A 24,804-nucleotide genomic window follows, 5' to 3' on the forward strand; every position below is an offset into this window, starting at 1 on the left:
TTCAAAACCGGGCAGGCCGATGTAATATAACGCGCGGTGAAAGATCTGGTTTGTTCAGCCTGCCTGCCGTTTGGCTGCTGCCAATACGGCTTCTGGCGTAAAACCAAATTTTTCAAGCAGTTTGCCCGCTGGAGCTGAGGCACCAAAGCCGCGCATGGCAATGATTTCACCCGTTGGCCCAGCATAGCGATCCCACCCGATGGGTGAGCCTGCTTCTATAACCACACGTCCTGTTACAGCGGCGGGTAGCACGCTCTCACGGTAAGATTGTGGCTGGGCTTCAAAAAGTTCCCAACTGGGCATGGAAACAACGCGGGCCGGAATACCTTCTGCGCTCAGGGCTTCATACGCGCCGACAGCCAAAGAAACTTCGCTGCCCGATGCAATCAGGATGACCTTTGGTGTCTGTTCACTGCTTGCAAGAACGTAAGCACCTTTGGTGAGGCCAGAAGCCGGTGCATAGCGGGTGCGATCAAGCGTGGGCAGATTCTGGCGGCTCAGGGCAAGGGCGCTGGGGCCAGTGCGGTGCTGGATCAGAAAGCGCCATGCTTCGGCCACTTCGTTGGCATCAGCTGGGCGCAGCGTTATCAGGCCCGGCGTAGCGCGCAACTGCACAAGCTGTTCGATAGGCTGATGTGTTGGGCCATCTTCACCCACACCGATGGAGTCATGGGTGAAGATATAGGTAACAGGCACGCCCATAATGGAGGAAAGGCGGATAGGGGCCTTCATGTAATCTGAGAAAATCAGAAAACCAGCCGCATAAGGGCGCAGGCCATACAGGGCCATACCATTTACAATGGCCCCCATGGCGTGTTCTCGCACCCCAAAGTGGAAATTGCGCCCAGCATAACTTCCGCCCCATTGTGCGGGCTGAAAGCTTTTTTCGCCTTTTAGTAGCGTTTTGGTGGAAGGCGCCAGATCGGCAGAACCACCCAGCAGCCAAGGCAGGCGGCCTGCTACAGCGTTTAACACCGCGCCAGAGCTGGAGCGGGAGGCCTCACCTTTGGCGCTGGTTTCATAAACTGGAATATCTGCATCCCAGCCTTCTGGTAGCGTGCCATTGAAAATGGCATCCAGTTCTGCGGCCAAAGCTGGGTGTGAGGAATGGTAATTGGCAAACAGTTTGTTCCATGCGGCGCTGGCAGCAGCCCCACGGGCACCCAAGCCATCCTGCATATGTTGCAGCGCTACTTCTGGCACAAAGAAGCTGCTCTCTTCTGGCCAGCCGAAAAACTTTTTGGTTTCACGCACTTCTTCTGCGCCCAAAGGTTCCCCATGAGCGGAGGCCATACCAGCTTTATTGGGCGCACCCCATGCGATAACCGAATGTGCGATAATAATGCTCGGGCGGCTGGTTTCAGCCTTGGCTTTGGCAATGAGCTGGGTGAAGGCTGCGGTATCGTTTGCATCCTTCAGTTCCAGAACCTGCCAGCCATAGGCCGCAAAGCGTTCTGCCACATTTTCTGTAAACGCAATGTTGGTGCCGCCTTCAATAGAAATACGGTTGGAATCGTAAATCCAGATCAGGTTGCCAAGCTGGAGATGACCGGCGAGGGAGGCGGCTTCACTGCTTACGCCTTCCATCATGTCACCATCACCACACAGGGTGTAAATATGGTGGTTAAACAGGTCAAAACCCGGTTTATTGAAGCGTGCGGCCAGCCACTTTTCTGCCATGGCCATGCCAACAGAGTTCCCACAACCAGCGCCTAGCGGCCCGGTTGTGGTTTCCACACCGGTTGTATGCCCGTGTTCCGGGTGGCCCGGTGTTTTGGAGCCAAGCTGGCGGAACTGCTCTAAATCAGCCGTTGTAAGAGCGGGAGCATTGGTGATCTTGCCGTTTGTAACCTGCCGGATGCCAGACAGATGGATCATGGAGTACAGCAGGGCAGAGGCATGCCCGATGGACAGCACAAACCGATCCCGATTAGGCCACAGCGGGTTGGTTGGATCATAGTTTAAAAGGTTTTGCCATAGAGTATAGGTCAGCGGCGCCATGGACATGGCCGCTCCCGGATGGCCAGAATTGGCCTTCTGCACAGTGTCCATGACAAGTGCGCGAATGGTGTTGATGCACAGCGTATCAAGGCTGGATGCGCCACTGCCCTGCGTTTGTGCAGGTGCGCGAACAGGGGTGGGAAGAGAAACGCGCATGCAGACCTATCCTCCAGACTGGGCCGTAATTACGAATTATGGCCGGAAAGTTATGAGCACCCTAAGCGGTGTGCCTTGTAAGAGTTCCGCACAATTCCACGGTTAGGCGTTTTTCGGCAAGAGATGATGACGTGCAGGCAGCTTTTTATGTGGAACAGGTCTGCTGTCATAACTCTGTGATTTTGGGCCTGAAATGCTCTTTTTGCCAAGGTAGGGAGCAGGCGTGCCACTTGTGCGTTTGTGGTATGGACAAAGGGGCTGATATGGTTCTTTTTCTAAATAACGCGGCAGCGTAAGATAACCGTTGTTGCAAAACCATTCTTTTCCGGAGGTCAGTCATGACAGAAGTTTCTTCCCGGACTCCGTCCGAGCAGGGAACAGCCACCCCGGCAACCGGTGGTAGCGCACAGGGCTTTACGCGTGAGCAGATTGAAGCACTTTTCCTAAACGCTGCGCGGGAAGGGGATGCAGATATGCTGGTCCGCTTTTTGCAGGCTGGGATGGACCCGAATCTGCGGGCTGAAAAAGGATATACGCCGCTTATTCTGGCTTCTTACAATGGGCATAAGGATGCCGTAAGCGTACTTTTAGCGCATGGTGCAAAGCCTGATTTGCAGGATGAAAAAGGAGCCACGGCGCTGGCAGGTGTGGCGTTTAAAGGCGATATGCCTATTGCTAACATGTTGCTGAAAGCTGGGGCCGCGGTGGATATTCCCAATGCTGTTGGGCGCACGCCACTGATCTTTGCCGTGATGTTTGGGCGGGATGATATGGCTCTGCTGTTGCTGAAAGCCGGGGCGAACCCGACATTGCGTGATGGCGAAGGCTTGAACGCTATTGATCTGGCCCACAGGCAAGGCAAACCCGCCCTTGAAGAAGCACTGAAAGCAGTGGCTGCCAGCCTTTCCTGAAAAAAGGATTGGCAGAATATTTTGGTTTTACACCTTCAGATAAGAAGGGATAAGGCGGCCTGAACATCAGGCTGCTTTTGTTTTTTTGGATATAGGTAGCATGAGTCGTTTCTGGAGCCCGCTTGTTCATAAGCTGACACCGTATGTTCCCGGTGAGCAGCCCAAAATGACCGATCTGATCAAGTTGAACACCAACGAATCGCCTTATGGCCCGTCTCCGCGTGCGTTGGAGGCTATTCAGGCAGCGGATAATGATACGTTGCGCCTGTATCCAGATCCTGAAGCCTTGGCTTTGCGCACAGCTTTAGGTGCCCGTGTTGGGCTGGGGCCGGAATATGTGTTTGTTGGCAATGGTTCGGACGAGGTTCTGGCCCATGCTTTTCAGGCATTTTTTGCGCATGGCGCACCGCTATTGTTTCCAGATGTAACCTACAGCTTTTATCATGTGTATTGCGGCCTTTATTCCCTACCATTCCGTACGGTTCCACTTACGGATGATATGCAGGTAAATATTGCAGATTATGCAGGCCCATGCAGTGGTGTGGTGGTTGCCAACCCCAACGCACCAACGGGAATTGCCCTTAGTCTGGCGGAGGTGCGTAAACTTCTGGAACTTCAGCCAGACCGTGTTGTGCTGATTGATGAAGCTTATGTGGATTTTGGCGCTGAAAGTGCTGTTTCCTTAATTAAGGAATACCCCAACCTCTTGGTGGTGCAGACTTTCTCTAAATCCCGCGCACTTGCTGGCTTGCGAGTTGGTTTTGCGTTTGGGCAGCCTGAACTTATTGAAGGGCTGGTGCGGATTAAGGATAGTTTTAATTCCTACCCGCTGGATCGTCTGGCGCAGGTGGGTGCAACGGCTGCGGTGGAAGATGAGGCATGGTTTGCTTCCAGCGTGCAGAAGGTGATTGCCAGCAGAACGGCGTTGGCAAATGGGCTGCAAAAACTCGGCTTTGATGTCTTGCCGTCTAAAGCCAATTTTGTTTACACTCGACATCCGAACCGGAACGCAGCAGAACTGGCCACCCAACTCAGAGAACGTGCCATTATTGTTAGGCACTTAAGGGGTGAGCGCACCGCTGCGTGGTTGCGCATTACGGTCGGCACAGATCAGCAGTGTGAAAGCTTGCTTTCAACGCTGCGGGATATTCTGTGCAGCAATTCGCTATAATCAGACCTTAAAAGTCTGCTTTCTTTGCGCGTATAGAGGGCTTGCCTGCCGCTTTTTGCGGTGGGTGAACGGCTATGTGCGTTTGGCGCAGGTCTCAATAGGTCATTTCTGCACTGTGCAGGCAGCGCGGCCATAATGCTGGCCGTGCCTTCTTTTGTTGTAATGAGGTTCAGCTCATGCGTGCTTATCGTGGCCAGATGTCTGACAACCAGCCTATTCGTCGTTCTCTGCCAGAAAAACAGAAGCAGCTGCGCGATCTGAAGGAAACGCTGGGGGCAATGAAGGCTCATACCTCTCCGGCACTTAAGGAAAGCATACGCAAGCGTATTGCTCAGCTAGAAGCCGAGCTTACAGCGGCACCTGTTCTTAAAGCTGCACGCAAGCAGCAAGATGGCGCGCGCTCTGCTCGCCCTGCAGGGGGTGGTTCTGGCCGTCGTTCCGGCGGTTTGCGGGTGCGATCATAAGTTAAGTGTTGGCAAAAGGTGGTTTGCCTGCCTTTTGCCAATGTCTGGCCCATGTTATGCAACCTGACTGGCGCTGGCGCCAAAAACAGGTTTTATTACGCAGCCCGCTTAGGGATATGCCCGTAAGAAAGCAGGGAGACCAGTGATGCCCAACCTACCATCAGCCGGAGCCCTGCCTGATCTTCTTTCTGAAGGCGGTACCCTGCTGCGTGATGGCTTGGTGTGGGCCATTTTCTGCCGTCCGGGTAAGGAGCCGGTGGAACTGGGGCGGGATGTTGTAACGCAACGCCTAACAACCGGTAGCTTCCCCCTGGAACTCATGAAAGAGGATGGGTGGGCTTGGTTCCATTTTGATATTGTCCATACTCTTTCTCGCGCACAGATTGAAAGCATACCTTCGTTACCAGAAGAGGTACGTCAGGTTCTGACCAATCTGGAACGCAGCACGCGGCTGGAAAGTGAGGGCGATATTGTTTTTGGTGCCCTGCCAGCATTTGATGACACATCCACTGATGATGAAAGAAATGTCAGCACGTGGCGGTTTGCTCTGGAACCAGACCTGCTGCTAACCACGCGCAGGCATCCTATTCCTGCATTGGGTGTGGTGTATCACGAGTTACAGCGAGGGCTTGTTCCCCGTTCTCCTGCCAAGGTGGTGGATCGGGCGTTGCTGGAATTTGCAGATACATTGCGGCGTGATTTTGCACGGTTGGATGATCAGTTGGATCGTGCAGAAGATGTGCTGCTGATGCTGGACCGCGATACGGATCTGGGCCGCATGAGTGGCCTGCTGGGTGTTGCCCGGCGCCGCTCTACAGAATTGCGACGTGTTCTGGCGCCGGTAGATCGTATTTTTCGTGATGAGGAACTGGAACTGCCTGAATGGGCTGAGGATGATTTGCGAGATCGCTCCCAACGGCAGGTTCATGCAGCGCTGGATGACCTTTTGGCCTTGCAGGACAGGGCGCGCTCTTTGCAGGATGAACTCACATCTAATCAGGCGGAAGAAACCAACCGCCGGCTGTATATCGTTTCTGTGGGCACAACTTTGATGCTGCCAGCCACGTTTGTAACCGGATTTTTCGGCATGAACACTGGCGGTATGTTTTTGTCCGGCGGTGCGTGGGATACGGTTATTGCCGGTATTCTGTGCTTTGGTATCATGCTTGGCACATGGTTTGTGCTGAAGCTGACAAAGCTGCTTTAAGCTTTTATCCGTGCCGCGGGGCTAACAGAATAACACCAGCACCCAGCAGGCAGATTAACGCGCCGGTCATTTCCCATTTATCCGGGGTCCGGCCTTCTACACAGCGCATCCATATAAGTGATGCCGTAATATAAACACCACCATAAGCAGCATAGGCCCGGCTTGCGCTTTCTTCATCTATACGCGTGAGCAGAAAGGCAAATACGCATAGGCTGATCAGGCCGGGGACAGTCAGCCAAGCTGAGCGGCCTTCCTTTATCCAGAGCCAGACGGCAAAGCAGCCTGCAATTTCGGCAAAACCGGCAAGAAGATAGATACCGAAAGAACGCAGCAGAAAAACAAGCACATTCATGGTTCAGGAATGGTCTTTCTGGGCACTTTGTTCAGAGTCCGCACGGTATGCGTCCATGACAGATTTTACCGAGCCATCCATCCGTATCTGCCCATGTTCCATCCAGATAAGCCGGGTGCACCATTTTTCCAGTACACCGAGCGCATGTGAAGTAATGACCAGAATATCCGTAGAGTCCACTACAGAGGCCAAGCGCTTTTCAGCGCGTTCCTGAAAGTGGAAGTCTCCAGCCATAAACCATTCATCCATCAGAAGGATTTGTGGGGTAATGGAAGTTGCAAGGCCAAAACCCAGCCGAATGGTCATACCAGTGGAATAAAGCCTTACGGGTAAATCCAAAAAGTCATCTAGCTGGGCAAAAGCTTCTACGTCTTTTTCAAGTTGGCTGATCTGTGCGGAATGAAAGCCTTTCTGGTGGCCAAACAGGCTGATGTTTTCCCGCCCCGTTAACTGCGGGTTCATGCCAGAAAGCAGATCCAGCAACGGGGCCACTTTGCCATGAATGTGCACGTTTGGCGCTTCCGGCATGTAAATGCCCGCCATAACACGCAGCAAAGTGGATTTACCTGCACCATTATGCCCAATAAGCCCTACGCGTTCCCCAGCCTTGATACTGAGAGAAACATCTCGGAGTGCTTCTACGTAAACTGTGCCTGTTTCACCTTGCCCGAGGGTAACAGCGCCCCCAGTTTGAAGCCCACGCGCACTGGCCAGCAGAGACTTACCACGCTTAAGGAGCATTTTTTTAAGTGAACGTGCCCCCCCGTGGAAAATGGGAAAGCTAAGCGAAAGATCTGTAATGCTGATGGAGGCTGATTCAGCGGTGGTTTTTGCTCTCGCAAGCGTAGAAGAATCCGTCATATCCAGAACGCCAGTCTGCTACGGGAGCGGGAGAAGGTGAATAACGCCAGAATCCATAAAGTGAGGCTGAAACCTCCGGCAATCATCCATAAAGTGAGTTCTGGAGCCTGCCCCAGAAACGGGCGGCGGACAATTTCTAGCAATGCATAAAATGGATTGAAGTACAGCCAGAATGTTGTGTTTCCGAGCTGTTTGGGCTCCCAAATAACAGGGGTAATGTAAAACATAATCTGGAGAATACTGCCCACAATAGGCGGAATATCTCTAAAACGGGCGCAAGCACTGCCCAATAACAGGCAAAGTGCTACGTTGTTGGCTAACCACACCGCAATGGCCGGTATGGCCAAAAGCATGGTAAGGCCCGGCCATACGCCCAACACCAAAAACACCACAATAGGCACGATGATGTTGTAACCAAACATAATCCCACACCGTACCATGGTGCGGAACGCCTGCACGGAATACGGCATGTTAACCGAACGCAGGGTTTCTGCCGCCCGCGTAAAGGTAGAACAGCTTTCTTGAATAAGAGAGGAAAGCCCCGCCTGCCATAGAATAAGCGAAATTGCCAGGTATGGGAGGTAATCGTGCAGAACCAGATGGAAGAGCTGAGAATAGATCAGCCCCATGGAGCCAACCATGACACCGGTAGTAAGTGTAAGCCAGAAGGGGCCAATGCGTGACCCGTTGAATTGCAGCCGGATATCTAACCAGCCCAACGAAAGGGCCAGTCGCCACAGGCGTAGCCCGCCCGCAATATCATTGCAGGCAGAAACAAGGCGGGAGCGCGAAGGTTGGCTAGGTTGTGTAGGTAACCCAGACCCAGAAAACTGCGCGGAAGAACCAGATGTGGCCGTCATGCTTTATGGCCTATCCGATCAATTCGGTCTCTGCAACAGGCAGTATAATGGGCAAAGAACAACAGCAGCGATTTCTTGCATGAGAAACCTCCGAGGTATAAATACCAGCATGAGTTTTATGCCAGATCGTCAGGAAAACTTCCCGACAAGCCGGTGCCTTGCCTTCCATGAATGGGATGACCAGACAGCATGACATCCAAACAGGCCAGCCAGCATAAGCGGTGTTCTGTGGCATGGCGAGGCAAAAGATTGGCCCGCGCTACTAAAGGTTCAGTTATTCTGGGGCTTTTGGCGTTACTTTCTGCCTGTGCAAATCAGCCCAGTGGGGATGATATTACCATGCCTGTGGCGGAAGAAGCCGCACGGTATCGGGCGCATGCGCGTTCCTATTACGCACCGCCTGGCACAGCGCAAGATCCTTGGGGACCGTATATTCAGGAAGCATCAAAGCGGTTTGATGTGCCAGATGCATGGATACGCGCGGTTATTCAGCAAGAATCGGGTGGCAGGCTTTTTCATAATGGGCAGCTTGTCACATCCGGGCCGGGGGCCATGGGGCTGATGCAGCTCATGCCTCCCACATATGATGAAATGCGCCAAGCCTATAGCTTGGGTGATGATGCGTTTGACCCGCATGATAATATTATGGCGGGCACGGGTTATATTCGCCAGTTGTATGATGTGTATGGTTCTCCGGGCTTTTTGGCGGCTTACAATGCAGGCCCCGGAAGGCTGGAAGATTTTCTGACGCGTAACCGTACGCTCCCGCGTGAAACCCGAAATTATGTGGCCTCTATCGGGCGCAGGATTGTCGGGATTTCTCCGACCAATCGCTCTCAGGCAGATTTGTTGGTTGCTAGCCATGATAGCATGGCCCAGTCCTACCAGCCTATTCAATCTGTAGGGGAAGTGAACTCCGTTAAATCTGCTTGGGCGCAGCGGAGCGGCAACAGCGGTGCACAGCCGGTGCAACTGGCTGAAGTGGTGGGGAATGATGGAGATGCCGCAACCACATCCTATACACCAGAATGGCAGCCTGTTGCCCGTAAAGGCCGCATTAGCGGGCTGACAGAAAGCCCAGCAGATGTGCGCGCAGCTTGGGCGCAGCGGTTAGGATCTTCCGAGACAGCGGCCTCAACTGCACCGGTGCAGGTGGCAGATGCGTCTGACCCCATTCCTAACCCGCCAGAACAACCTACAGCACCTTCCCGCCTTGTGTTGGGAAGCACGTCTCAACGGCGCATGCAGATGTTTCCTGCTGCACACGCAGAACCTGCGCCATTACTGACACATCGTACACGTGGCGATGAGTCCAAAACATGGGCTATTCAGGTGGGTGCGTTTGGCACGCAATCCATGGCGCAAAGTGCAACTGGGCAAGCGCGCAATCGGGCAGCTCTTGCTGGCGCACGTGCACAAATTGCGAGTGTTCAGGCCAAAACGGGCAAATTGTATCGGGCTAGGCTGACCAATCTTTCGCACGAGGAAGCATTGGATGCTTGCCGCAAGCTCAGCGGCTGTGTGGTGATTTCCCCCGGTTCGCGTTCCTGATTTTTGTGCCTATTAAGAGAGATAGGCACAAAAACAGGTCCATTTTTCTTATGGTAGAGCCGGGGCCACAGGTTGGTTTTGCTGTGTCGGGCCACCTGTATTGCCGTTTGTGGTAATAGCCGCTTGTGCTGCCTGTGCCTGTGCCTGTGCCTGTGCCTGTGCCTGTGCCTGTGCCTGTGCCTGTGCTGGCTGGGATGCACCGGGGGCACCTAATGGCGCATTATCCCGCCCAGAATAGCGGCCGATAATTTGTTTAACGGCTGCGGCAGCTTCTTGCGCAGCAGCAACGGCAACATCTCCCCAATAATTATCTAGGGAGTGTGCATCAATATCATGAAGCTGTGTTGCAGCTCCGGCTTCCTTGCCTTCCTTGTCCACAACGCTCCAGACAATTTCGATATGCTGTTGCGGATGCCCCAGCGTGCCTACTGGGCCGGGCGTAAGTTTAACGGTGGAACGGACCGTGAAATCAGCATTTTCTTTTGAGTTCTGGATTGTATCTTCACTGTCTCGGAAAGCGGCTGTGAAGGCACGGGCCAAAGACACATCGCCATCGCCCGGTGCGCCGGTTACACCTGTAAAATAAACCCGTGCAGCACGATGCTTGAGGCTGTGCGGGTCTTTTTCCATATCATCTGCCTGAATACCCGTTAGCACAGATGAAATACGTGGTGCGGCATCCTGCGCAACCAGTGTGAAGAAAGGTGCATCTCCGGCAGACCACTGGGCTGCGGGTACAGCTTGCCCTTCCTGCGTAGCGCGAATTTGGTTTTTAGGCGTCATGATTGTGTAAATTGGCACAACCTGATCGCCGCGCAGTTCTGCGCGCATTTTCAGCCACCAGTCTCCGGGCCTTGTAGGTTGGGCAATGGCTGGAATGGTTTGCTGTAGAAGTTCCGATGCAACATCTTTGGCCCATATCTGGGCAGAGGCATCAGACAGCAAAGAATCTGTAGGCGTAGGAATATCTAATCGGGATGGCGGCGCATTGGCTGCAAGTTTTGACCCACCTTTGCCGGGGTTGGAAAACGGATGCGGCACATCCAAACACCCTGCCAAGAGCAGTAGAGAGGAAAGCGGCAAGGCAGCATGGCGTAAAAGGCGGTTCATCCGTTCTGAAGTCCCGTAGCAATCGCTGAAATCTGGTGTCCAATCTGTCCACCACCTGCCAGAGTGCGGCGGCGATGGCTAAAAAAGCGTTTTTCGTCAGAGAGTGTATCAACGCCTAATGCGGCAGCATTACGCACTCCGGCTTGTTGCAGCCGAAAAACGCACCAACCCGCCAGATCAAACTGATAATGGCCAGCCCGTGTGCCCGGAGCAAAAAAGCGAGCAGCCTGTTTATCTGCCGTAGTGATGGCCGTATGCATATCTTCGGCTGTTTCGTAGCTTTCCTGAGCAATGCAGGGCCCAACAACAGCGCTCATACTTTCCATGTTAGCGCCAAGGGCCTTCATGGCTTCCAATGTGGATTCCAGAATCCCAGCTAAAGCACCGCGCCAGCCTGCATGGGCGGCGCCAACAATGGTGCCTTCTGCATTGGCAAACAAAACGGGTGCGCAATCTGCGGTAATAACGCCAATGGCAATATCTGGCTGATTGGTTACAAGCGCATCAGCCGGTGCGCCTGTGCCGGGTGGCCAAGGGGCTGTGGCGGTTATCACAGCGCGGCCGTGCACTTGTGTTACACCTAGCAAATGGTTTGCCTGCACACTCAGATGCGTTGCAACCCGTCTGCGATTTTCAGCCAGATTCTGTGGGTTGTCGCCAGATTTTGTAGAGCAGTTGAGGCTGGCGTACGGGCCGGTGGAAACACCGCCTTCCCGCGTGAAAAATCCGTGGCGTGTATGCCCAAGTAAAGGGCTGGTGAGAGGTGAGAGCGTTGTAGTCATACGTCCGCTCCTTTCATGAAGCCGGGAGGTGAGGGCAAGCAGGGAGAGGCAAGAGCCATAACACGGAACAAATGCCCCATTTTCTCTGGGGCGGCCAGACGATGCGCAGCACTGCGCAGGATGGCGGCATCTTCTGCTGTTGCGCGCGTGGCCAGTTGTTCGGTGCGCTCCATAAGACCTAATGCACGCAAAAATGCACCTTGTGTTTCTGTACCATAAACACAGGCTCCAGCCTGTTGGGCCGTAGCGCCAAAGGCCGTGAAGTCAACATGCGCTGTCAGATCAGCTTCTCCGGCAGCTTCCAACGGATGTGTTGGGCGTGCATGGCGTAATGCCTGAAGGGAATCTCCCGTTAGGGTGGAATGGTGGCCGTAATCAACAAACAGCGCCACACCGGGTTGAGCTGCGAAACGTTGCCCTAGATGGCGTGCAACCTCCAGCGCGGGTTCGCAAAGTTCTACAATGGTGTTCGTTTCCAGCTTTCTGCTGTCTGGCAATGTTGGTGCGGCACATGGAACAAGATGAAATGCTTGATCCATTATGTAGCGTTCGTGCCAGCCAGAAGGCGTTTGCATAAACTGGCGAATGGGCAGGGCATCCAGAAATTCATTTCCCAGCAGGATAAGCGGGCCAGAGGGAAGGTCTTCTACCCGGTTGTGCCATGTTGGTACCACGTAAGGCGTAAGGGCTTGCTTTTGCGCCTGCCGCATAAGGGGAGAGGTTTCTATCAGATGCACATCAAGCGCATGCGCAAAATCTGGTGCACAGCGTGTAATCAGCCGTAGCGCGTCTGCCATAAGTGTGCCACGCCCCGGCCCGGCTTCTGCAAGGATAACGTGTGCAGGGCAACCCATACTTTGCCAGACCGTGGCGGCCCAAGCCCCCAGAAGCTCGCCAAAAACCTGAGAGATTTCGGGCGCGGTAATAAAGTCTGAAAGCAAAGGCGTGGTAGCATAATAACGCGCATTGGCACGCGCCATAAATACATCCAGCCTTTCAGCTTGTGGAGGCAAAGAGGAAGGCATGCGCGTGCTTACGGCTTGGCTTCTGCTTCTGGGGGAATGCCTTCGTAAACCGGGTGGCGGTTGGCATACACCATAAGCGCAATGCCCGCTGCCAGCATGGGGCAGCACAGCAGTTGCCCCATGGTAATGCCGCCGGGCAGAAACCCAAGGAATGAATCCGGTTCACGGAAAAACTCGCAAAAGCTGCGTGCGCAGGCATAACCAGCCAAAAACAGACCCGCAAGAAAACCGGGGCGTTCACGGATAGAGAGTTTGCGAGATGCCGCAAACATAACCAGAAAAAGCAGCAGGCCTTCTGTCAGCGCCTCATAAAGTTGTGAGGGATGCCGCGGGATTGGCCCGCCATCGGGAAAGATCATGGCCCACGGCAGAGAGGCCGGGGCTTCACGTCCCCATAATTCCCCGTTGATAAAATTGGCTATGCGGCCCAGCCCCAAGCCAATAGGCACGGCAATGGTAACGCGGTCTGCAAAGGCCAGAAAGTTCAGTTTGTGGCGCCATGTAAACAGCATCATGGCGATAATGACGCCAAGCGCGCCGCCATGGAAGGACATACCCCCATGCCATACTTCCAGCATGGCCAGAGGGTGCGTGATGTAATAGCCGGGTTGGTAAAACAGCACGTATCCCAGCCGCCCGCCCATTAGAATACCAAGGGTTACCCAAGCCAGAAAGTCATCCGCCAGTTCTGGCGTGCCAGCACGCGGAGGAAGGTTAACCAACCGCCGCAGCAGCGTAATACCCAGCACAATGCCGATAATATAGGAGAGCGCATACCACCGTATGGCAAATGGCCCGACATGCACCAGCACCGGGTTAAACTGAGGAAACATCAGAACAGGAAGCATGATGGGTGATCCGGTATGGCTGGGTCAGAGATAGGGATTATCCGTGGCAAGATAGTCTTGCACGTAGCGTTTAACGCCCTCTTCCAGCGATGTGAACTGGCCAGTGTAACCAGCGGCCCGCAGGCGGGAAAGATCTGCCTGTGTGTAGGATTGATACTGCCCGCGCAAGCTTTGGGGCATATCAATAAATTCTATCTGGCGCTCGCAGCCAATGGCATCGCACACGGCATGGGCCAGATCCAGATACGTGCGTGCTGTGCCGGTGCCGCAGTTAAACAGGTCTGATACCTCCGGGTTATCATACAGCCAGAGCATAACGTTTACGACATCACCCACCCATATGAAGTCACGGGCCTGCATGCCATCTGCAATGTCTGGCCTATCAGACCGGAACAAACGGGCGGGTTGGCCAGATTTAACCTCATCATACTTCACTTTCACCACAGAGATCATTTTGCCTTTGTGGTATTCGTTCGGCCCGTAAACGTTAAAGAACTTTAGCCCGGCCCATTGTGGCGGGCGCGGTGTGTGCTGATCCAGCGTGGTGGTAACGTGTTGATCAAACACGTGTTTGGACCAGCCGTACAAATTGAGTGGCCGCAGTTGTGAGAGATGTCCCGGATCATCATTAAAAAGTTCGGGTTTATCCGCCGCGCCATATGTGGCGGCAGAAGACGCATAAATAAATCTTGCGCGGTTGCGTGTGCACCAGTCCCATAGTGTTTGCGAGAGTTCCACATTGGTACGCCATACCAGATCACCATCTGTTGCGGTGGTCTCACTAATAGCGCCCATATGGAAGATGGTGTCTATTTTGGGGGTGGTCGCCAGAAAATCTTCCAGGTTTTCTGGGGCAATCAGGCGTGTTGGCGCATGTTGGGACACATTGCGCCATTTACCTTCCTGCCCAAGCCAATCAACAATTATGGTTTCCAGCCCTCTGGCGGCCAACGCTGCCTGTAGGCATGAGCCGATAAAACCGGCTCCCCCTGTAATTACTATCATGGTGCGGGAGTATAATGGGCGGCTTCGCACACTCCAAGCTGTCAAATGCCTGATGTGCTCAGAGGTGGTGTTTCATCCCGTAGTCAGAGCGCAATATATTGCCTACTATTTACGCGTAATTGCAATTTACCAGGAAAGAGGCCCGTAGCATGAGCGAAGAAATTACAGTTGTTGCTTTTTTAAAGGCAAAGCCGGGCGCAGAGGAAAAAGTAGCGCGGGCTATGGTGGCGTGCATTAAGCCATCCCGTGCAGAAAGCACCAACAGCCAGTACGTGCCCAACCGTGATCTGGATGATCCGCAGACATTTGTTTTTGTAGAACGCTGGGCAAGCCGTAAGGCATTGCAGGATCATATGGAAACACCGCATTTTAAAACACTTGCAGCAGAAATTAGCACGCTGTTGGATAAGCCCATTCAGCTTCATATTTTGCAGCCTTTGCCCGGTGCCTGAACGCACACGCTGAAATCTGCATAAAAAAACGGCCCCACTTGTATGGGGCCGTTTTTTGTTTTGAGTTATCGGGTAAAATAAGGCTGCTACCGCAGCACAAACTGCTGGAAAACAACCACCAGTCCGATACAGAAGGTTAAAAACAGGCTGTGCTTAAAGGTACGTGCCAGCACAGTGCCTTCCTGACCTTTCAAGGACGTTACAGATACGCCGGTAGTGATGTTCTGGGGGGAGATCATTTTGCCCATGACACCGCCGGATGAGTTGGCAGAAGCAAACAGCACCGGGTCCAGCGAAAGCTGATGCGCTGCGGCCACCTGCAAGTTGCCGAAAAGCGCATTGCCGGAGGTATCACTTCCTGTCAGGAACACGGCAATCCAGCCTAGGAAAACAGAAACCAGCGGAAAGACCATACCAGCGGAGGAAACCGCATACCCTAAAGTATAGGTCATGCCGGAATAGTTCATCAAAAACGCCAGCCCAATTGTGAGTGCAACAGTTACGACAGCCAGCCAACCCTGCTTGAGTGTGGTGCGGGCAGCCGCGCCAAACTGTTGCAACGTGGTGCGGGTGAACAGAGCTGTTAGAATGGTAGCAACCAAAATGGCCGTGCCTGTGCCCAATGGTTCAAACTTCCACACAGCGGCATAAGGCGTTTTGTAAAGAGAGATAAACACCGCATTATCCAGCCCAGGCCAATGAATGGGCAGCGTGCCAATTTTAGCAATATGCAGGGCATCCCACGCAATCACCACAGCAATAACCGTGATCCAAGGAATCCATCCTTGCCAGCGGGGAACAGCAGGAGCTGCGCCAGCTTGCTGACTGTTCAAGCCGCTGAGATCAATAGCGTATTGTGGGTCTGATGCTGGTTTCCAAAAACGCAGGAAGCCAATGGTAGCAACAAGCGCCACGCTGGAAGAAAGCACGTTGCTGAGGCTGTAAAGCCCGGCACCAGAGATAACCAGCAGTGTCAGGGCAAAGCTGCCACCGGCTACCAGCAGCACAGGCCATGTCTGTCGGACGGAACGCCACCCGCCATAAAGCGCCATAACGTAAAAGGGAATAAGCAGTGCAAAGGGGGTAAGCTGCCGCCCAATGGTTGCCCCCAGCACATCAGCGGGGAGGCCTGTAATAGAGCCCAGAACGGTAACAGGAATACCCAAGCCACCAAAGGCAACCGGTGCGGAGTTAAAGATCAGCACATAAGTAAGGGCATCCAGTGCCGGAAAGCCCAGCATGATCAGTAAAGCGCTGGTAATGGCTACAGGTGTGCCAAATCCAGCCACGCCTTCCAATGCGGCACTAAAACAGAAGCCCAGCACCACCAGCATGATGCGCCTATCATTGGGAACGTGTTGGATAATCCAGTCTCGGAAGGCATCAAACCGCCCATTTTGCACGGCCACATTGAACAGAAAGAGTGCAGAAAGTGCGATCCACATAACCGGCAGAAGAGAAAACACAACACCGTTGCTGATGCTGGCGACTGCCAGTTTGGCTGGTAGCCCCCAGATGGTGGTGGCAACAAGCAACCCGACAATCAAGCCGCCCAGAGTGGCCTGCCATGCCGGACGGCGTAGAATACCCATAACAAAGAGTGTCACGATAATAGGTGAGGCCGCGAGCAGAAATGACAGCACAAGGCTGTGCCCCGCCGGAACAAGTGGCTGTATGAACATGGCAGTTCCTGAATAGGCGTTATTCCCCTTCTTATGTGGGGGATAAAGCAATCTTAAGCGGGCGGTTGCGGCATGATGCAAGAAAAAATGTCGTTATAACAATATGTTGTGATGAGGGAACTTTTAGATAAGGCTGCTTAACAGCCATCTTCCATGAAAATGACATATTGGTAATAGATGTGGGGGTGTCCCGTAATCCGTGCTTTTTGTCGCAAGTTTATGGGACAAGCCTTATGGCAAAAGTTCATACGGAAGGGGACAGCGGGTGTCTTTTCGGGTTCAGCAACGGCAAATTGTATATGCTGCGCTCATGCTGGGGTTGGCGGGGTGCGCGACACCTGCCGTCAGACCCGGGGGATATGCGTCCTCTCAGGCGTATTATCAGGCCGCATATGAAAGATCAGAAGCCAATCCTGCTGCCTATAGGCCTGTAGGTCCGGCAGAAGATCCTTGGGGGCCATACATAAAAGAAGCATCGCAGCGTTTTTCCATACCGGAAAGCTGGATACGTGCCGTGATGCAGCAGGAATCGGGCGGGCATCAGTATCTGGATGGTCAGCTTACAACGTCATCTGCTGGCGCAATGGGGCTAATGCAGCTTATGCCCGCTACTTATGCGGATATGCAAAGCCAGTTCAATCTGGGGGGAGATCCGTATAACCCGCATGATAATATCATGGCGGGCGCAGGCTATATCCGCCAGATGTATGATCATTATGGCGCACCAGGATTTTTGGCAGCCTACAATGCAGGCCCGCAACGCGTGGATGATTACTTAACATCCGGGCGGCCTTTGCCGGATGAAACGGTGAATTATGTTGCATCCATTACGCCATATTTAGGCACAACAACGGCACCAACAGGCAGTTTTTCCCCGTCCTCTGCTCCTGTCATGGTCGCCAGCGTAGGTCCATCTGTGGCGGCTGCTCCTGTGGCAGAGTATGCGCGGGCGGATCTTTCGCGCACAGCCGATGGCTGTTTGCGAGACCCCAATGCAGCGTATGATCCCTCAACCCCTTGTTTGATGGATAGAGATACGCCGCATCCTGATCCGCAACCGGTTGAAGAGGCAGCTCCTGTAGAAGTTGCACAGGCTCAACCGGTTGGTATTCCAGATCAGGCGGTAATAGCTACCCCGCTTGCGGTAGCGCCTTCTAGTGCACCAGTGCAAACTGCGGCTTACAATTTACCTTCAGCACAAAGGCGTTATGCTCCTTCCACCCCTGAGCATGTTCTCACGCTGCCTCCATCATCTTTGTCTGGAAGATCATCCGGGGCGGTACAGGTTGGGGCTTTTGCATCCTATGCCGAGGCCCAGCGCACGCTAGACTCGGTGCATCGTCTGTTAACAGCGCATGCTTTATCTGTGCGTCCTACCGTTACACAAGCTTCTGTGGCGGGGCGGTCTTATTATCGGGCGCAGTTTATTACGGCCCAAAATACCGGTCCGGCAGATGTTTGTCAGGTGCTACGGGCACGTTCTTTGCCCTGTATTGAGGTGCGCGGAGGGTAGGAGAAGGAAAGTCTTTTCCCTTTTGATCCAATTACCTGTAAAGCCACTGCGTCTTCCAGAAAAACAAAGTGGAACAATAAATGGAAAACGCAGCAATGCCTGATAAGGGAACAGAAAGTACTTTTCCCATAAAGGTTGTGGTTGTTGGTGTTCTGGCTGCAACAGCTGGTTTAATGTCCGGTTTGGATATTGGTGTTATTTCCGGAGCGTTAGATTTTCTGGCGCAGGATTTTCATGCCTCTACTCTGGCGCAGGAATGGATTGTCAGCGCCATGATGGCAGGCGCTGCCGTAGGGGCTGTATGTGCAGGGTGGATTACCCGGCATACCGGGCGCAAATGGTCTCTGGTTTTTGGGGGCGGCGTTTTTATTGCCGGGTCCTTACTCTGTGCTCTGGCGTGGTCTGTGCCTGTGCTTATAGTCGGGCGTCTGCTTATGGGGCTGGCCATTGGCGTGGCGGCTTTTGCTGCGCCTCTTTATCTTTCAGAGGTATCAGATCAATCCAGCCGTGGCGCCATGATTTCCACCTATCAGCTTATGATTACGATAGGTATTTTTCTGGCGTTTTTAAGCGATACGTTTTTTAGCTACCACGGACAATGGCGGTGGATGTTTGGCGTTATTGCCATTCCCGGTGTTGTTTACGTTATTGGTGTTTTGTTTCTGCCTTATAGCCCGCGTTGGCTGATGATGCGTGGCCGTAGGGACGAAGCGCTGGAAGTGCTAACCAGCCTGCGCGCAACACCGCAGGAAGCACGAGCAGAAATAAAGGCCATTCACAACCAGTTACAGGCACAGCAAAACGGCTGGAGCTTATTGCGTGCAAACAGCAATTTTCGCCGTTCGGTTGGTTTGGGCATGTTGCTGCAAATTATGCAGCAGTTCGCGGGTATTAATGTGGTGATGTATTACGCCCCGCGTATTTTTCAGCTCGCAGGTTTTGTCGGCACTGCACAGATGTGGTGTACCGCCATGATCGGGCTGGTGAATGTGATGGCAACATTCCTGGCTATCAGCTTGGTTGATAAGTGGGGGCGCAGGCCAGTTCTGTATTGTGGCTTTGCCATTATGGTGCTGAGCATGGCGTGCTTATCCCTTCTGCTGCATGGCAGTATGGTGGATCAGGCATCCCGCATGGCATGTGTGTTTATGATTATGGTTTTTATTGTAGCGCATGCCATGTCTGCCGGGCCGATTGTGTGGGTGCTGTGTTCGGAAATTCAGCCGATGCAGGGCAGGGATCTGGGTATTATGCTTTCCACGCTTACAAACTGGATTGCCAACATGATTGTTGGCGCTTCTTTTCTAAGTGTGCTGGCATTGTTGGGTGGTTCTGCCACCTTTGGAATGATTGCCATATTGAATGCCTGCTTTTTAGGGCTGACATATTTGTTTGTGCCAGAAACCAAAGGCATCAGTTTGGAACAAATTGAACGGAATCTGATGTCTGGCAAAAAATTGCGGGATATCGGGATTTCTTGAACCAAAGCATAGGAATGGGCGCAGACAAAATGCGTCCATTCTAAAAGGGCAAGAGCGCAAATTCATACGCAAAATCTTGCGCAAAAAGGAATTTAAATTTTCTTGGAAAATTCTGGCGCACCCGAAAGGACTCGAACCTCTAACCCCCAGATTCGTAGTCTGGTGCTCTATCCAGTTGAGCTACGGGTGCGCCGTGAGCGGGTATTTAGCCGAGGGCGGTGAGGTCGGCAACCCCTAAAATGTAAAAAAGTGAATTTTTTTTGTCAGTCATTCCCAAGAAAGTTTTTCCAGCCGCGGTCTGCCGGGCGGTGGAGCGTAACATGCGCCCGACATTCTGGTGTTCCGTATGTGCCTTCAAACGTCTCGCCAGCCGGATGGGCTTCAAACACCATGGGGAGCGGCTGGTTTTTGGCATCTTTTAGAATAAGCTGGGCATGATAGTGCTGTTTGTTCTTATCGGGCGTGCCTCGCAGGATAAGTGTGCCCATTTCCGGCACAAAAATCATGCGTTTAGGTTCAATCTGCATAAGTGATGTGCCGTTAACGGGGCAGTTTTCGCCTTGATCCTGCACCAGTGTGCCAATCCATTCCCCATACGGGTCATCTGCGGCAGCGGCGGGTTGTTTGGCTGCTTGCGCCGATGTGCAAAAAAAGCCAAAGCCAGCCAAAGCCAGTGCGCCATATTTTAGCCAACAGGAAAAATGTGTGTGCTTCATGCAAAAACTCCTGATTTCGTTGGCAATCTGTACCTTGTGTATGGCACAGGCAAGGCAGGTATCAGGCAGGATAGGTGCGCACCTTTCTGGTTTTTAGGGTGACGCCATGACAGCATGGCTTTATATCCGCCTGTAAGAGAGCCCGTGTAGCCCTATATGTGGCTGCACATCCCTAGGAAAAGCCAGTTCTGGCACTGAAATCAGAAAGACCTGCAGTTCATGTCTGTTGATGCCACCCCGCCTGTTTCGCCTTCCAAGCTGGATGAATCCTTGCACCATGACCGTATTCTGATTCTGGATTTCGGAAGTCAGGTTACGCAGCTTATTGCCCGCCGCGTGCGCGAAAGTGGTGTGTATTGTGAAATCTGGCCGTTTACGGCAGATGCTGAACGGATTCGTCAGTTTTCACCCCGTGGTATTATTCTTTCTGGTGGCCCTGCCAGTGTGAACAATCCGGATGCTCCGCGCGTGCCAGATGTGGTGTTTGAAATGGCCGTGCCTGTTCTGGGTATTTGCTATGGCCAGCAGGCTATGTGCAAACAGCTTGGCGGACAGGTTGAAAGCGGAGACCACCGTGAATTCGGCCGTGCCTTTGTTGATATTGTAGAAGATTGTGCGCTGTTCCGTGGTGCATGGGCACGCGGTGGGCGTGAGCAGGTGTGGATGAGCCACGGTGACCGTGTTGTGGAACTTCCCCCCGGTTTCCGCACAGTTGCTGTAAGCGAAGGTGCACCGTTTGCCGTTATCGCAGATGAAGGACGCCGCTTATATGGTGTGCAGTTCCACCCGGAAGTGGTGCACACACCGCATGGCGCAGCATTGCTTAAGAACTTCACTCATAACGTAGCGGGCTGTTCTGGTACGTGGACGATGGCAGGTTTCCGTGAAATGGAAATTGCCCGGATTCGTGAACAAGTGGGTGATGGCAAGGTTATCTGTGGTCTTTCCGGCGGTGTAGATTCTTCCGTGGCTGCGGTGCTGATCCATGAAGCCATTGGTGATCAGCTGACCTGTATCTTTGTTGATCACGGCATGCTGCGTGCTGGGGAAGCAGATGATGTTATCAAGACATTCCGCGGCCAGTTCAATATTCAGCTTGTGCACCGTGATGCCTCAGACATCTTCCTGAAAGCGCTGGAAGGTGTCACAGATCCGGAAATCAAGCGGAAAACCATCGGCCGCCTGTTTGTGGAAGTGTTTGAAGAAGAAGCAACCAAGCTGGGTGGTGCGCAGTTCCTTGCTCAGGGTACGCTTTATCCGGATGTGATTGAAAGCGTCAGCTTTACGGGTGGTCCTTCCGTTACCATTAAGTCGCACCACAACGTTGGCGGCTTGCCAGACCGTATGAACATGAAGCTGGTTGAACCGCTGCGTGAACTGTTCAAGGATGAAGTGCGCGATCTGGGGCGTGAGCTGGATATTCCCGAAATTATTGTCGGGCGTCATCCGTTCCCGGGGCCGGGTCTGGCTATTCGTATTCCAGGTAATATCACGCGGGAAAAACTGGATCTGCTGCGTAAGGTCGATTCCGTGTTTCTGGAAGAAATTCGCGCAGCCGGGCTGTATGATGCCATTTGGCAGGCTTTTGCTGTATTGTTGCCTGTGCGCACTGTTGGTGTGATGGGCGATGGCCGCACGTATGATCAGGCCTGCGCCCTGCGTGCCGTAACCAGCACAGATGGCATGACAGCCGATGTTTATCCGTTTGACATGGGCTTCCTCACCCGTGTTGCCGGACGCATTGTGAACGAAGTGCGCGGGATCAACCGCGTCACGTATGATATCACATCCAAGCCGCCGGGCACGATTGAGTGGGAATAAGTTTCCTATCGTAAAAAAGGCCGGGTGGCTGTAAAGCCCCCGGCCTTTTTTATTGGTTTCTTGCCAAATATCTTACTTGTTCAGCCAAGGTGCGATTGGCAAATTTTTTGCTCGCAAAAATTCAGGGTTGAACAGTTTGGATTCATAACGGGCACCACCATCGCAAAGAATGGTGACAATCCGATGCCCCGGGCCAAGCTTGCGTGCGGTGCGGATTGCAGAAGCCACGTTAATGCCAGAAGACCCACCAACGGAAAGGCCTTCTTCACCTAGCAGACTATAAATAATGTCCAGCGCTTCCGGGTCTGGAATCCGCTCGGCATCATCAATCGGTGCGCCTTCCAGATTGCCTGTCACACGGGACTGGCCAATGCCTTCTGTAATGGAAGAACCAGAAACAGACAGGTCATTGCTTTTCACCCAGCCATACAGGCCAGAGCCCTCTGGGTCTGCCAGCACAATACGGGGGGCTGCTACGCCATCGCGTTTGGCTGCATCGTGCAGGCCCAAGGCTACGCCAGCCAGCGTGCCGCCTGTGCCGCAAGCGCAGGTAAAGGCATCTACCTTGCCGCCCATCTGCTGCCAGATTTCTGGTGCGGTGGTGGCGCGGTGGCCTTCACGGTTGGCAATGTTGTCAAACTGGTTGGCCCATACCCATCCGTTTTCTTCGGAAAGACGGCGTGAAACGTGCACATAGTTGCCCGGATCGCGGTAAGGTTTGGCAGGTACAAGGCGAAGGTCTGCCCCAATCATGCGCAGGAAGCCGATTTTTTCCTGACTCTGAGTTTCGGGCATGACAATAACGCATTTATACCCGCGCGCATTGGCAACCAGTGTGAGGCCGATGCCTGTGTTGCCTGCCGTACCTTCAACAATGGTGCCACCGGGCTTTAGCACGCCACGGCGTTCTGCATCTTCAATAATAGCCAGCGCCGCACGATCCTTGACGGAGCCGCCCGGATTCATGAATTCGGCCTTACCGTAAATATCGCACCCCGTGGCTTCAGACGCTTTGCGTAGGCGTACCAGTGGGGTTCCGCCCACAGCACCCGGCATGTCGGCAGAAAGCGTGGTCCAGCCGGGATGAGGGGTGGAAACGGCGTTTTCAGTCATTTGGTTACACCTTATGCTGTCACGTTATAATGCGTTGATCAGACTACCATGCTCCACCTGAAAATTCTGCCCCAAGGACAAACAGATGGAACATGGCAGCGTGTGTAGTTTTTTATTGGCCGGCTGTTGGTTCCTGTTCAGCATCGTACAGCACTTCCAGCACCGCCGCCCACGGATAGCGTGAATCATAGCTCTGACCATCGGGGGAGGTGAGGCGCCCTTGGGTGTCTGTTGGTACATGTGTCAGGGCCACGGCATCATCAATATTGCCGCCGATAATGCTGATCTGCCGCCCAAAAGGCTGTCCATTCTGGCCAACAGCTACAACAAAGCCGCAATGGGCCGGAAACCCGTAAGATGTTGGTAGGCTGGAAAATCGGATGGTGTCTTTGCTACGGCCACGTGCAACGCAGATCAGATCACCGGGTTTTGGGGTGTAATTTGCAGGGTCCTGCGCCCGCAAAATGGGAGATTGCCCAGAAGCCGCTGCGTTGATGTAAGTAGAATGATTGGGAGAATAGGGGAAACGGCTGTTGGCCCCGGCTACGCGCATAACGTAGGAAATAAAAGCAGCGGACCACGCATAAGATCCGTCATGCACAAAGTCGGTTAGTCGGCCGTTGGCATCGTGTTTACCGGTCCATGATGTTTCGGTCATGTCCGGGTCCATGCCAATCCACCAGTATTCTCCTACGCGTTCCCACAGGCCAGGGGCGCGCTCTGGCTTAACAGAGGCCACTTGTGGTTCTGGGCGCTGCTCCGGGTCATCATCATTAACCGGGCTTCCAAACAGGCGCCATTCACGCATGGCAATTCCAACAACATCCTGCCGGTTAAAGGGCTCAAAATTGCGGGTGGCAAAATCCGGCACATGGCCACCATAGCCGTAGCCACCACTGGCTGTATTCCAAGCGTTTGTGCTGGAGGCAGCGCTTGGGGTGGGGCGTGCACCTGGCTGTGGTTGCTGTGTGGCACATGCTGCCAGACACAAAGGGGCCAGCAGGGCAACGGTAAGCTTGCGTGACAATCTCGTCTCCATACCAGAACAACTCTCCGGCAGATCCGGAGCGCGAGACAACCATTGGTCGGAAGTCTGAATGATATAGCAATAAGCGCCTGTTGTTCTGGGTGGAAGAGGGTTTGTGTTTTTGTGCGGCGTCTGTTTCTTTTTTGCGCCTGTGTTATCAGGCGTCAGGCACGGTCACATCTGCCATGCGGGCATTTACGCATTGGATGGCGTCTGCCGGTTTAAGTGCCACCACCAAACCTCTGCCGCCGCCATTAATATAAAGTGTATCCAGTTTGAGAACACTTTCGTCCAATACAACCGGTACTTGCGTGCGCGCGCCAAAGGGGCTGATGCCACCGACCTTAAACCCGGTTAGGGCTTCGGCTTTTTCTGCCCCCAGCATACGCGCATTGCGCCCCCCAAACAGGGCAGCCACTTTTTTCAGGTCCATTTTTTTATGAACAGGAATGGCCACGCAAACAATCTGCTTTTTATCAATTTCAACCATTAGGGTTTTAAAAACCTTGTTTTGGTCGATACCAATACCAGCAGCGGCATGTAAGCCAATTTTTCCGGGGTCTGATACATAATCATAATCATGCAGGGTAAAGGCAATGCCATGAGCAGTCAGAAACTGCGTTGTTGGTGTTTCAATGGTTTCTGACATGGTAGCCCTTTCTGGAAAATCCATGAAGCATTGTGCCTTTTGCAAG

At 53.3% G+C, this 24,804-nt stretch carries 23 protein-coding genes and 1 tRNA gene; 9 read left to right on the top strand and 15 right to left on the bottom strand.

What is annotated here, in order from left to right; genetic code table 11:
* Positions 1-54: 54 nt before the first annotated feature.
* Positions 55-2,157: a transketolase gene (gene tkt / locus ACP7IZ_RS09130; protein WP_426848826.1), complete on the bottom strand. Its 2,103-nt coding sequence runs from the start codon at positions 2,155-2,157 to the stop codon at positions 55-57.
* A 338-nt stretch (positions 2,158-2,495) separates the two neighbouring features.
* On the opposite strand from tkt, the gene ACP7IZ_RS09135 reads away from it, so the two are divergent.
* The 4 genes from ACP7IZ_RS09135 to ACP7IZ_RS09150 all read left to right on the top strand — a co-directional run bounded on the left by ACP7IZ_RS09135 (position 2,496) and on the right by ACP7IZ_RS09150 (position 5,910).
* The gene (locus ACP7IZ_RS09135) at positions 2,496-3,068 is read left to right on the top strand and encodes an ankyrin repeat domain-containing protein (protein WP_426848827.1); all 573 of its coding nucleotides are present in this window, start codon (positions 2,496-2,498) and stop codon (positions 3,066-3,068) included.
* A gap of 100 nt (positions 3,069-3,168) precedes the next feature.
* Positions 3,169-4,239: a histidinol-phosphate transaminase gene (gene hisC / locus ACP7IZ_RS09140; RefSeq protein ID WP_426848828.1), complete on the top strand. Its 1,071-nt coding sequence runs from the start codon at positions 3,169-3,171 to the stop codon at positions 4,237-4,239.
* 176 nt (positions 4,240-4,415) lie between these two features.
* On the top strand, positions 4,416-4,703 hold the full coding sequence (locus ACP7IZ_RS09145; RefSeq protein ID WP_426848829.1) for a hypothetical protein: 288 nt from the start codon (positions 4,416-4,418) through the stop codon (positions 4,701-4,703).
* A 145-nt stretch (positions 4,704-4,848) separates the two neighbouring features.
* Entirely contained in the window at positions 4,849-5,910 is a 1,062-nt protein-coding gene (locus ACP7IZ_RS09150; RefSeq protein ID WP_426848830.1) for a transporter, read from the top strand.
* A gap of 4 nt (positions 5,911-5,914) precedes the next feature.
* Here ACP7IZ_RS09150 and ACP7IZ_RS09155 read toward each other — a convergent pair whose 3' ends face one another.
* Genes ACP7IZ_RS09155 through ACP7IZ_RS09165 form a run of 3 tightly spaced genes read right to left on the bottom strand, consistent with a single transcriptional unit; the run spans position 5,915 to position 7,983 of the window.
* Positions 5,915-6,262: a YnfA family protein gene (locus ACP7IZ_RS09155; RefSeq protein WP_426848831.1), complete on the bottom strand. Its 348-nt coding sequence runs from the start codon at positions 6,260-6,262 to the stop codon at positions 5,915-5,917.
* 3 nt (positions 6,263-6,265) lie between these two features.
* Positions 6,266-7,123 (bottom strand): ABC transporter ATP-binding protein, encoded by an 858-nt coding sequence (locus ACP7IZ_RS09160; RefSeq protein ID WP_426848832.1) that lies wholly within the window; start codon positions 7,121-7,123, stop codon positions 6,266-6,268.
* Positions 7,120-7,983, bottom strand: a complete 864-nt coding sequence (locus tag ACP7IZ_RS09165) for an ABC transporter permease (RefSeq protein WP_426848833.1) — start codon at positions 7,981-7,983, stop codon at positions 7,120-7,122. Before ACP7IZ_RS09165 ends, ACP7IZ_RS09160 begins: the two co-directional genes overlap by 4 nt.
* Before the next feature lie 189 nt (positions 7,984-8,172).
* On the opposite strand from ACP7IZ_RS09165, the gene ACP7IZ_RS09170 reads away from it, so the two are divergent.
* Positions 8,173-9,534 carry a transglycosylase SLT domain-containing protein gene (locus ACP7IZ_RS09170; protein ID WP_426848834.1) on the top strand — a complete coding sequence of 454 codons (1,362 nt, stop codon included), beginning with the start codon at positions 8,173-8,175 and terminating at the stop codon, positions 9,532-9,534.
* 48 nt (positions 9,535-9,582) lie between these two features.
* On the opposite strand, the gene ACP7IZ_RS09175 is transcribed toward ACP7IZ_RS09170, so the two are convergent.
* Genes ACP7IZ_RS09175 through rfaD form a run of 5 tightly spaced genes read right to left on the bottom strand, consistent with a single transcriptional unit; the run spans position 9,583 to position 14,304 of the window.
* The gene (locus tag ACP7IZ_RS09175) at positions 9,583-10,644 is read right to left on the bottom strand and encodes a hypothetical protein (protein WP_426848835.1); all 1,062 of its coding nucleotides are present in this window, start codon (positions 10,642-10,644) and stop codon (positions 9,583-9,585) included.
* On the bottom strand, positions 10,641-11,426 hold the full coding sequence (pgeF, locus tag ACP7IZ_RS09180; protein WP_426848836.1) for a peptidoglycan editing factor PgeF: 786 nt from the start codon (positions 11,424-11,426) through the stop codon (positions 10,641-10,643). The genes ACP7IZ_RS09175 and pgeF overlap by 4 nt, the downstream gene beginning before the upstream one ends.
* Positions 11,423-12,451, bottom strand: coding sequence for a class I SAM-dependent methyltransferase (locus ACP7IZ_RS09185; RefSeq protein ID WP_426848837.1), 1,029 nt, complete (start codon positions 12,449-12,451; stop codon positions 11,423-11,425). Before ACP7IZ_RS09185 ends, pgeF begins: the two co-directional genes overlap by 4 nt.
* Positions 12,452-12,459: 8 nt before the next feature.
* The gene (gene lgt, locus ACP7IZ_RS09190; RefSeq protein ID WP_063354605.1) at positions 12,460-13,299 is read right to left on the bottom strand and encodes a prolipoprotein diacylglyceryl transferase; all 840 of its coding nucleotides are present in this window, start codon (positions 13,297-13,299) and stop codon (positions 12,460-12,462) included.
* Between the two features lie 24 nt (positions 13,300-13,323).
* Positions 13,324-14,304, bottom strand: a complete 981-nt coding sequence (rfaD, locus tag ACP7IZ_RS09195) for an ADP-glyceromanno-heptose 6-epimerase (RefSeq protein ID WP_089179563.1) — start codon at positions 14,302-14,304, stop codon at positions 13,324-13,326.
* Positions 14,305-14,453: 149 nt separating this feature from the next.
* On the opposite strand from rfaD, the gene ACP7IZ_RS09200 reads away from it, so the two are divergent.
* A complete protein-coding gene (locus ACP7IZ_RS09200; RefSeq protein ID WP_426848840.1) occupies positions 14,454-14,756 on the top strand; it encodes a putative quinol monooxygenase in 303 nt (100 codons plus the stop codon).
* Between the two features lie 86 nt (positions 14,757-14,842).
* Here ACP7IZ_RS09200 and ACP7IZ_RS09205 read toward each other — a convergent pair whose 3' ends face one another.
* The gene (locus tag ACP7IZ_RS09205; protein ID WP_414145083.1) at positions 14,843-16,438 is read right to left on the bottom strand and encodes an L-lactate permease; all 1,596 of its coding nucleotides are present in this window, start codon (positions 16,436-16,438) and stop codon (positions 14,843-14,845) included.
* Positions 16,439-16,703: 265 nt separating this feature from the next.
* On the opposite strand from ACP7IZ_RS09205, the gene ACP7IZ_RS09210 reads away from it, so the two are divergent.
* Complete coding sequence (locus ACP7IZ_RS09210) at positions 16,704-17,951, top strand: transglycosylase SLT domain-containing protein (RefSeq protein ID WP_426848841.1); 1,248 nt, start codon at positions 16,704-16,706, stop codon at positions 17,949-17,951.
* 80 nt (positions 17,952-18,031) lie between these two features.
* Positions 18,032-19,432, top strand: a complete 1,401-nt coding sequence (locus ACP7IZ_RS09215; RefSeq protein ID WP_426848843.1) for a sugar porter family MFS transporter — start codon at positions 18,032-18,034, stop codon at positions 19,430-19,432.
* A gap of 113 nt (positions 19,433-19,545) precedes the next feature.
* Here ACP7IZ_RS09215 and ACP7IZ_RS09220 read toward each other — a convergent pair.
* Together ACP7IZ_RS09220 and ACP7IZ_RS09225 are read right to left on the bottom strand one after the other, a co-directional pair.
* Positions 19,546-19,622: transfer RNA gene (locus ACP7IZ_RS09220), tRNA-Arg, on the bottom strand.
* 73 nt (positions 19,623-19,695) lie between these two features.
* The gene (locus ACP7IZ_RS09225; RefSeq protein ID WP_426848844.1) at positions 19,696-20,148 is read right to left on the bottom strand and encodes a hypothetical protein; all 453 of its coding nucleotides are present in this window, start codon (positions 20,146-20,148) and stop codon (positions 19,696-19,698) included.
* Positions 20,149-20,367: 219 nt separating this feature from the next.
* Between ACP7IZ_RS09225 and guaA the strand changes: the two genes are divergently transcribed.
* A complete protein-coding gene (gene guaA, locus ACP7IZ_RS09230; RefSeq protein WP_019087904.1) occupies positions 20,368-21,969 on the top strand; it encodes a glutamine-hydrolyzing GMP synthase in 1,602 nt (533 codons plus the stop codon).
* 72 nt (positions 21,970-22,041) lie between these two features.
* Here the strand turns inward: guaA and ACP7IZ_RS09235 are convergent, their stop codons facing one another.
* From ACP7IZ_RS09235 to ybaK, 3 genes are all read right to left on the bottom strand, one after another.
* On the bottom strand, positions 22,042-23,082 hold the full coding sequence (locus tag ACP7IZ_RS09235; protein ID WP_426848847.1) for a cysteine synthase A: 1,041 nt from the start codon (positions 23,080-23,082) through the stop codon (positions 22,042-22,044).
* A 112-nt stretch (positions 23,083-23,194) separates the two neighbouring features.
* The gene (locus ACP7IZ_RS09240; RefSeq protein WP_035352356.1) at positions 23,195-24,121 is read right to left on the bottom strand and encodes a DUF2272 domain-containing protein; all 927 of its coding nucleotides are present in this window, start codon (positions 24,119-24,121) and stop codon (positions 23,195-23,197) included.
* A 145-nt stretch (positions 24,122-24,266) separates the two neighbouring features.
* Complete coding sequence (ybaK, locus tag ACP7IZ_RS09245) at positions 24,267-24,782, bottom strand: Cys-tRNA(Pro) deacylase (protein ID WP_332340066.1); 516 nt, start codon at positions 24,780-24,782, stop codon at positions 24,267-24,269.
* Between the last annotated feature and the right edge of the window lie 22 nt (positions 24,783-24,804).

The sequence above is a fragment of the Acetobacter sp. AAB5 genome, assembly GCF_050106715.1.
Lineage (GTDB): Bacteria > Pseudomonadota > Alphaproteobacteria > Acetobacterales > Acetobacteraceae > Acetobacter > Acetobacter oryzifermentans.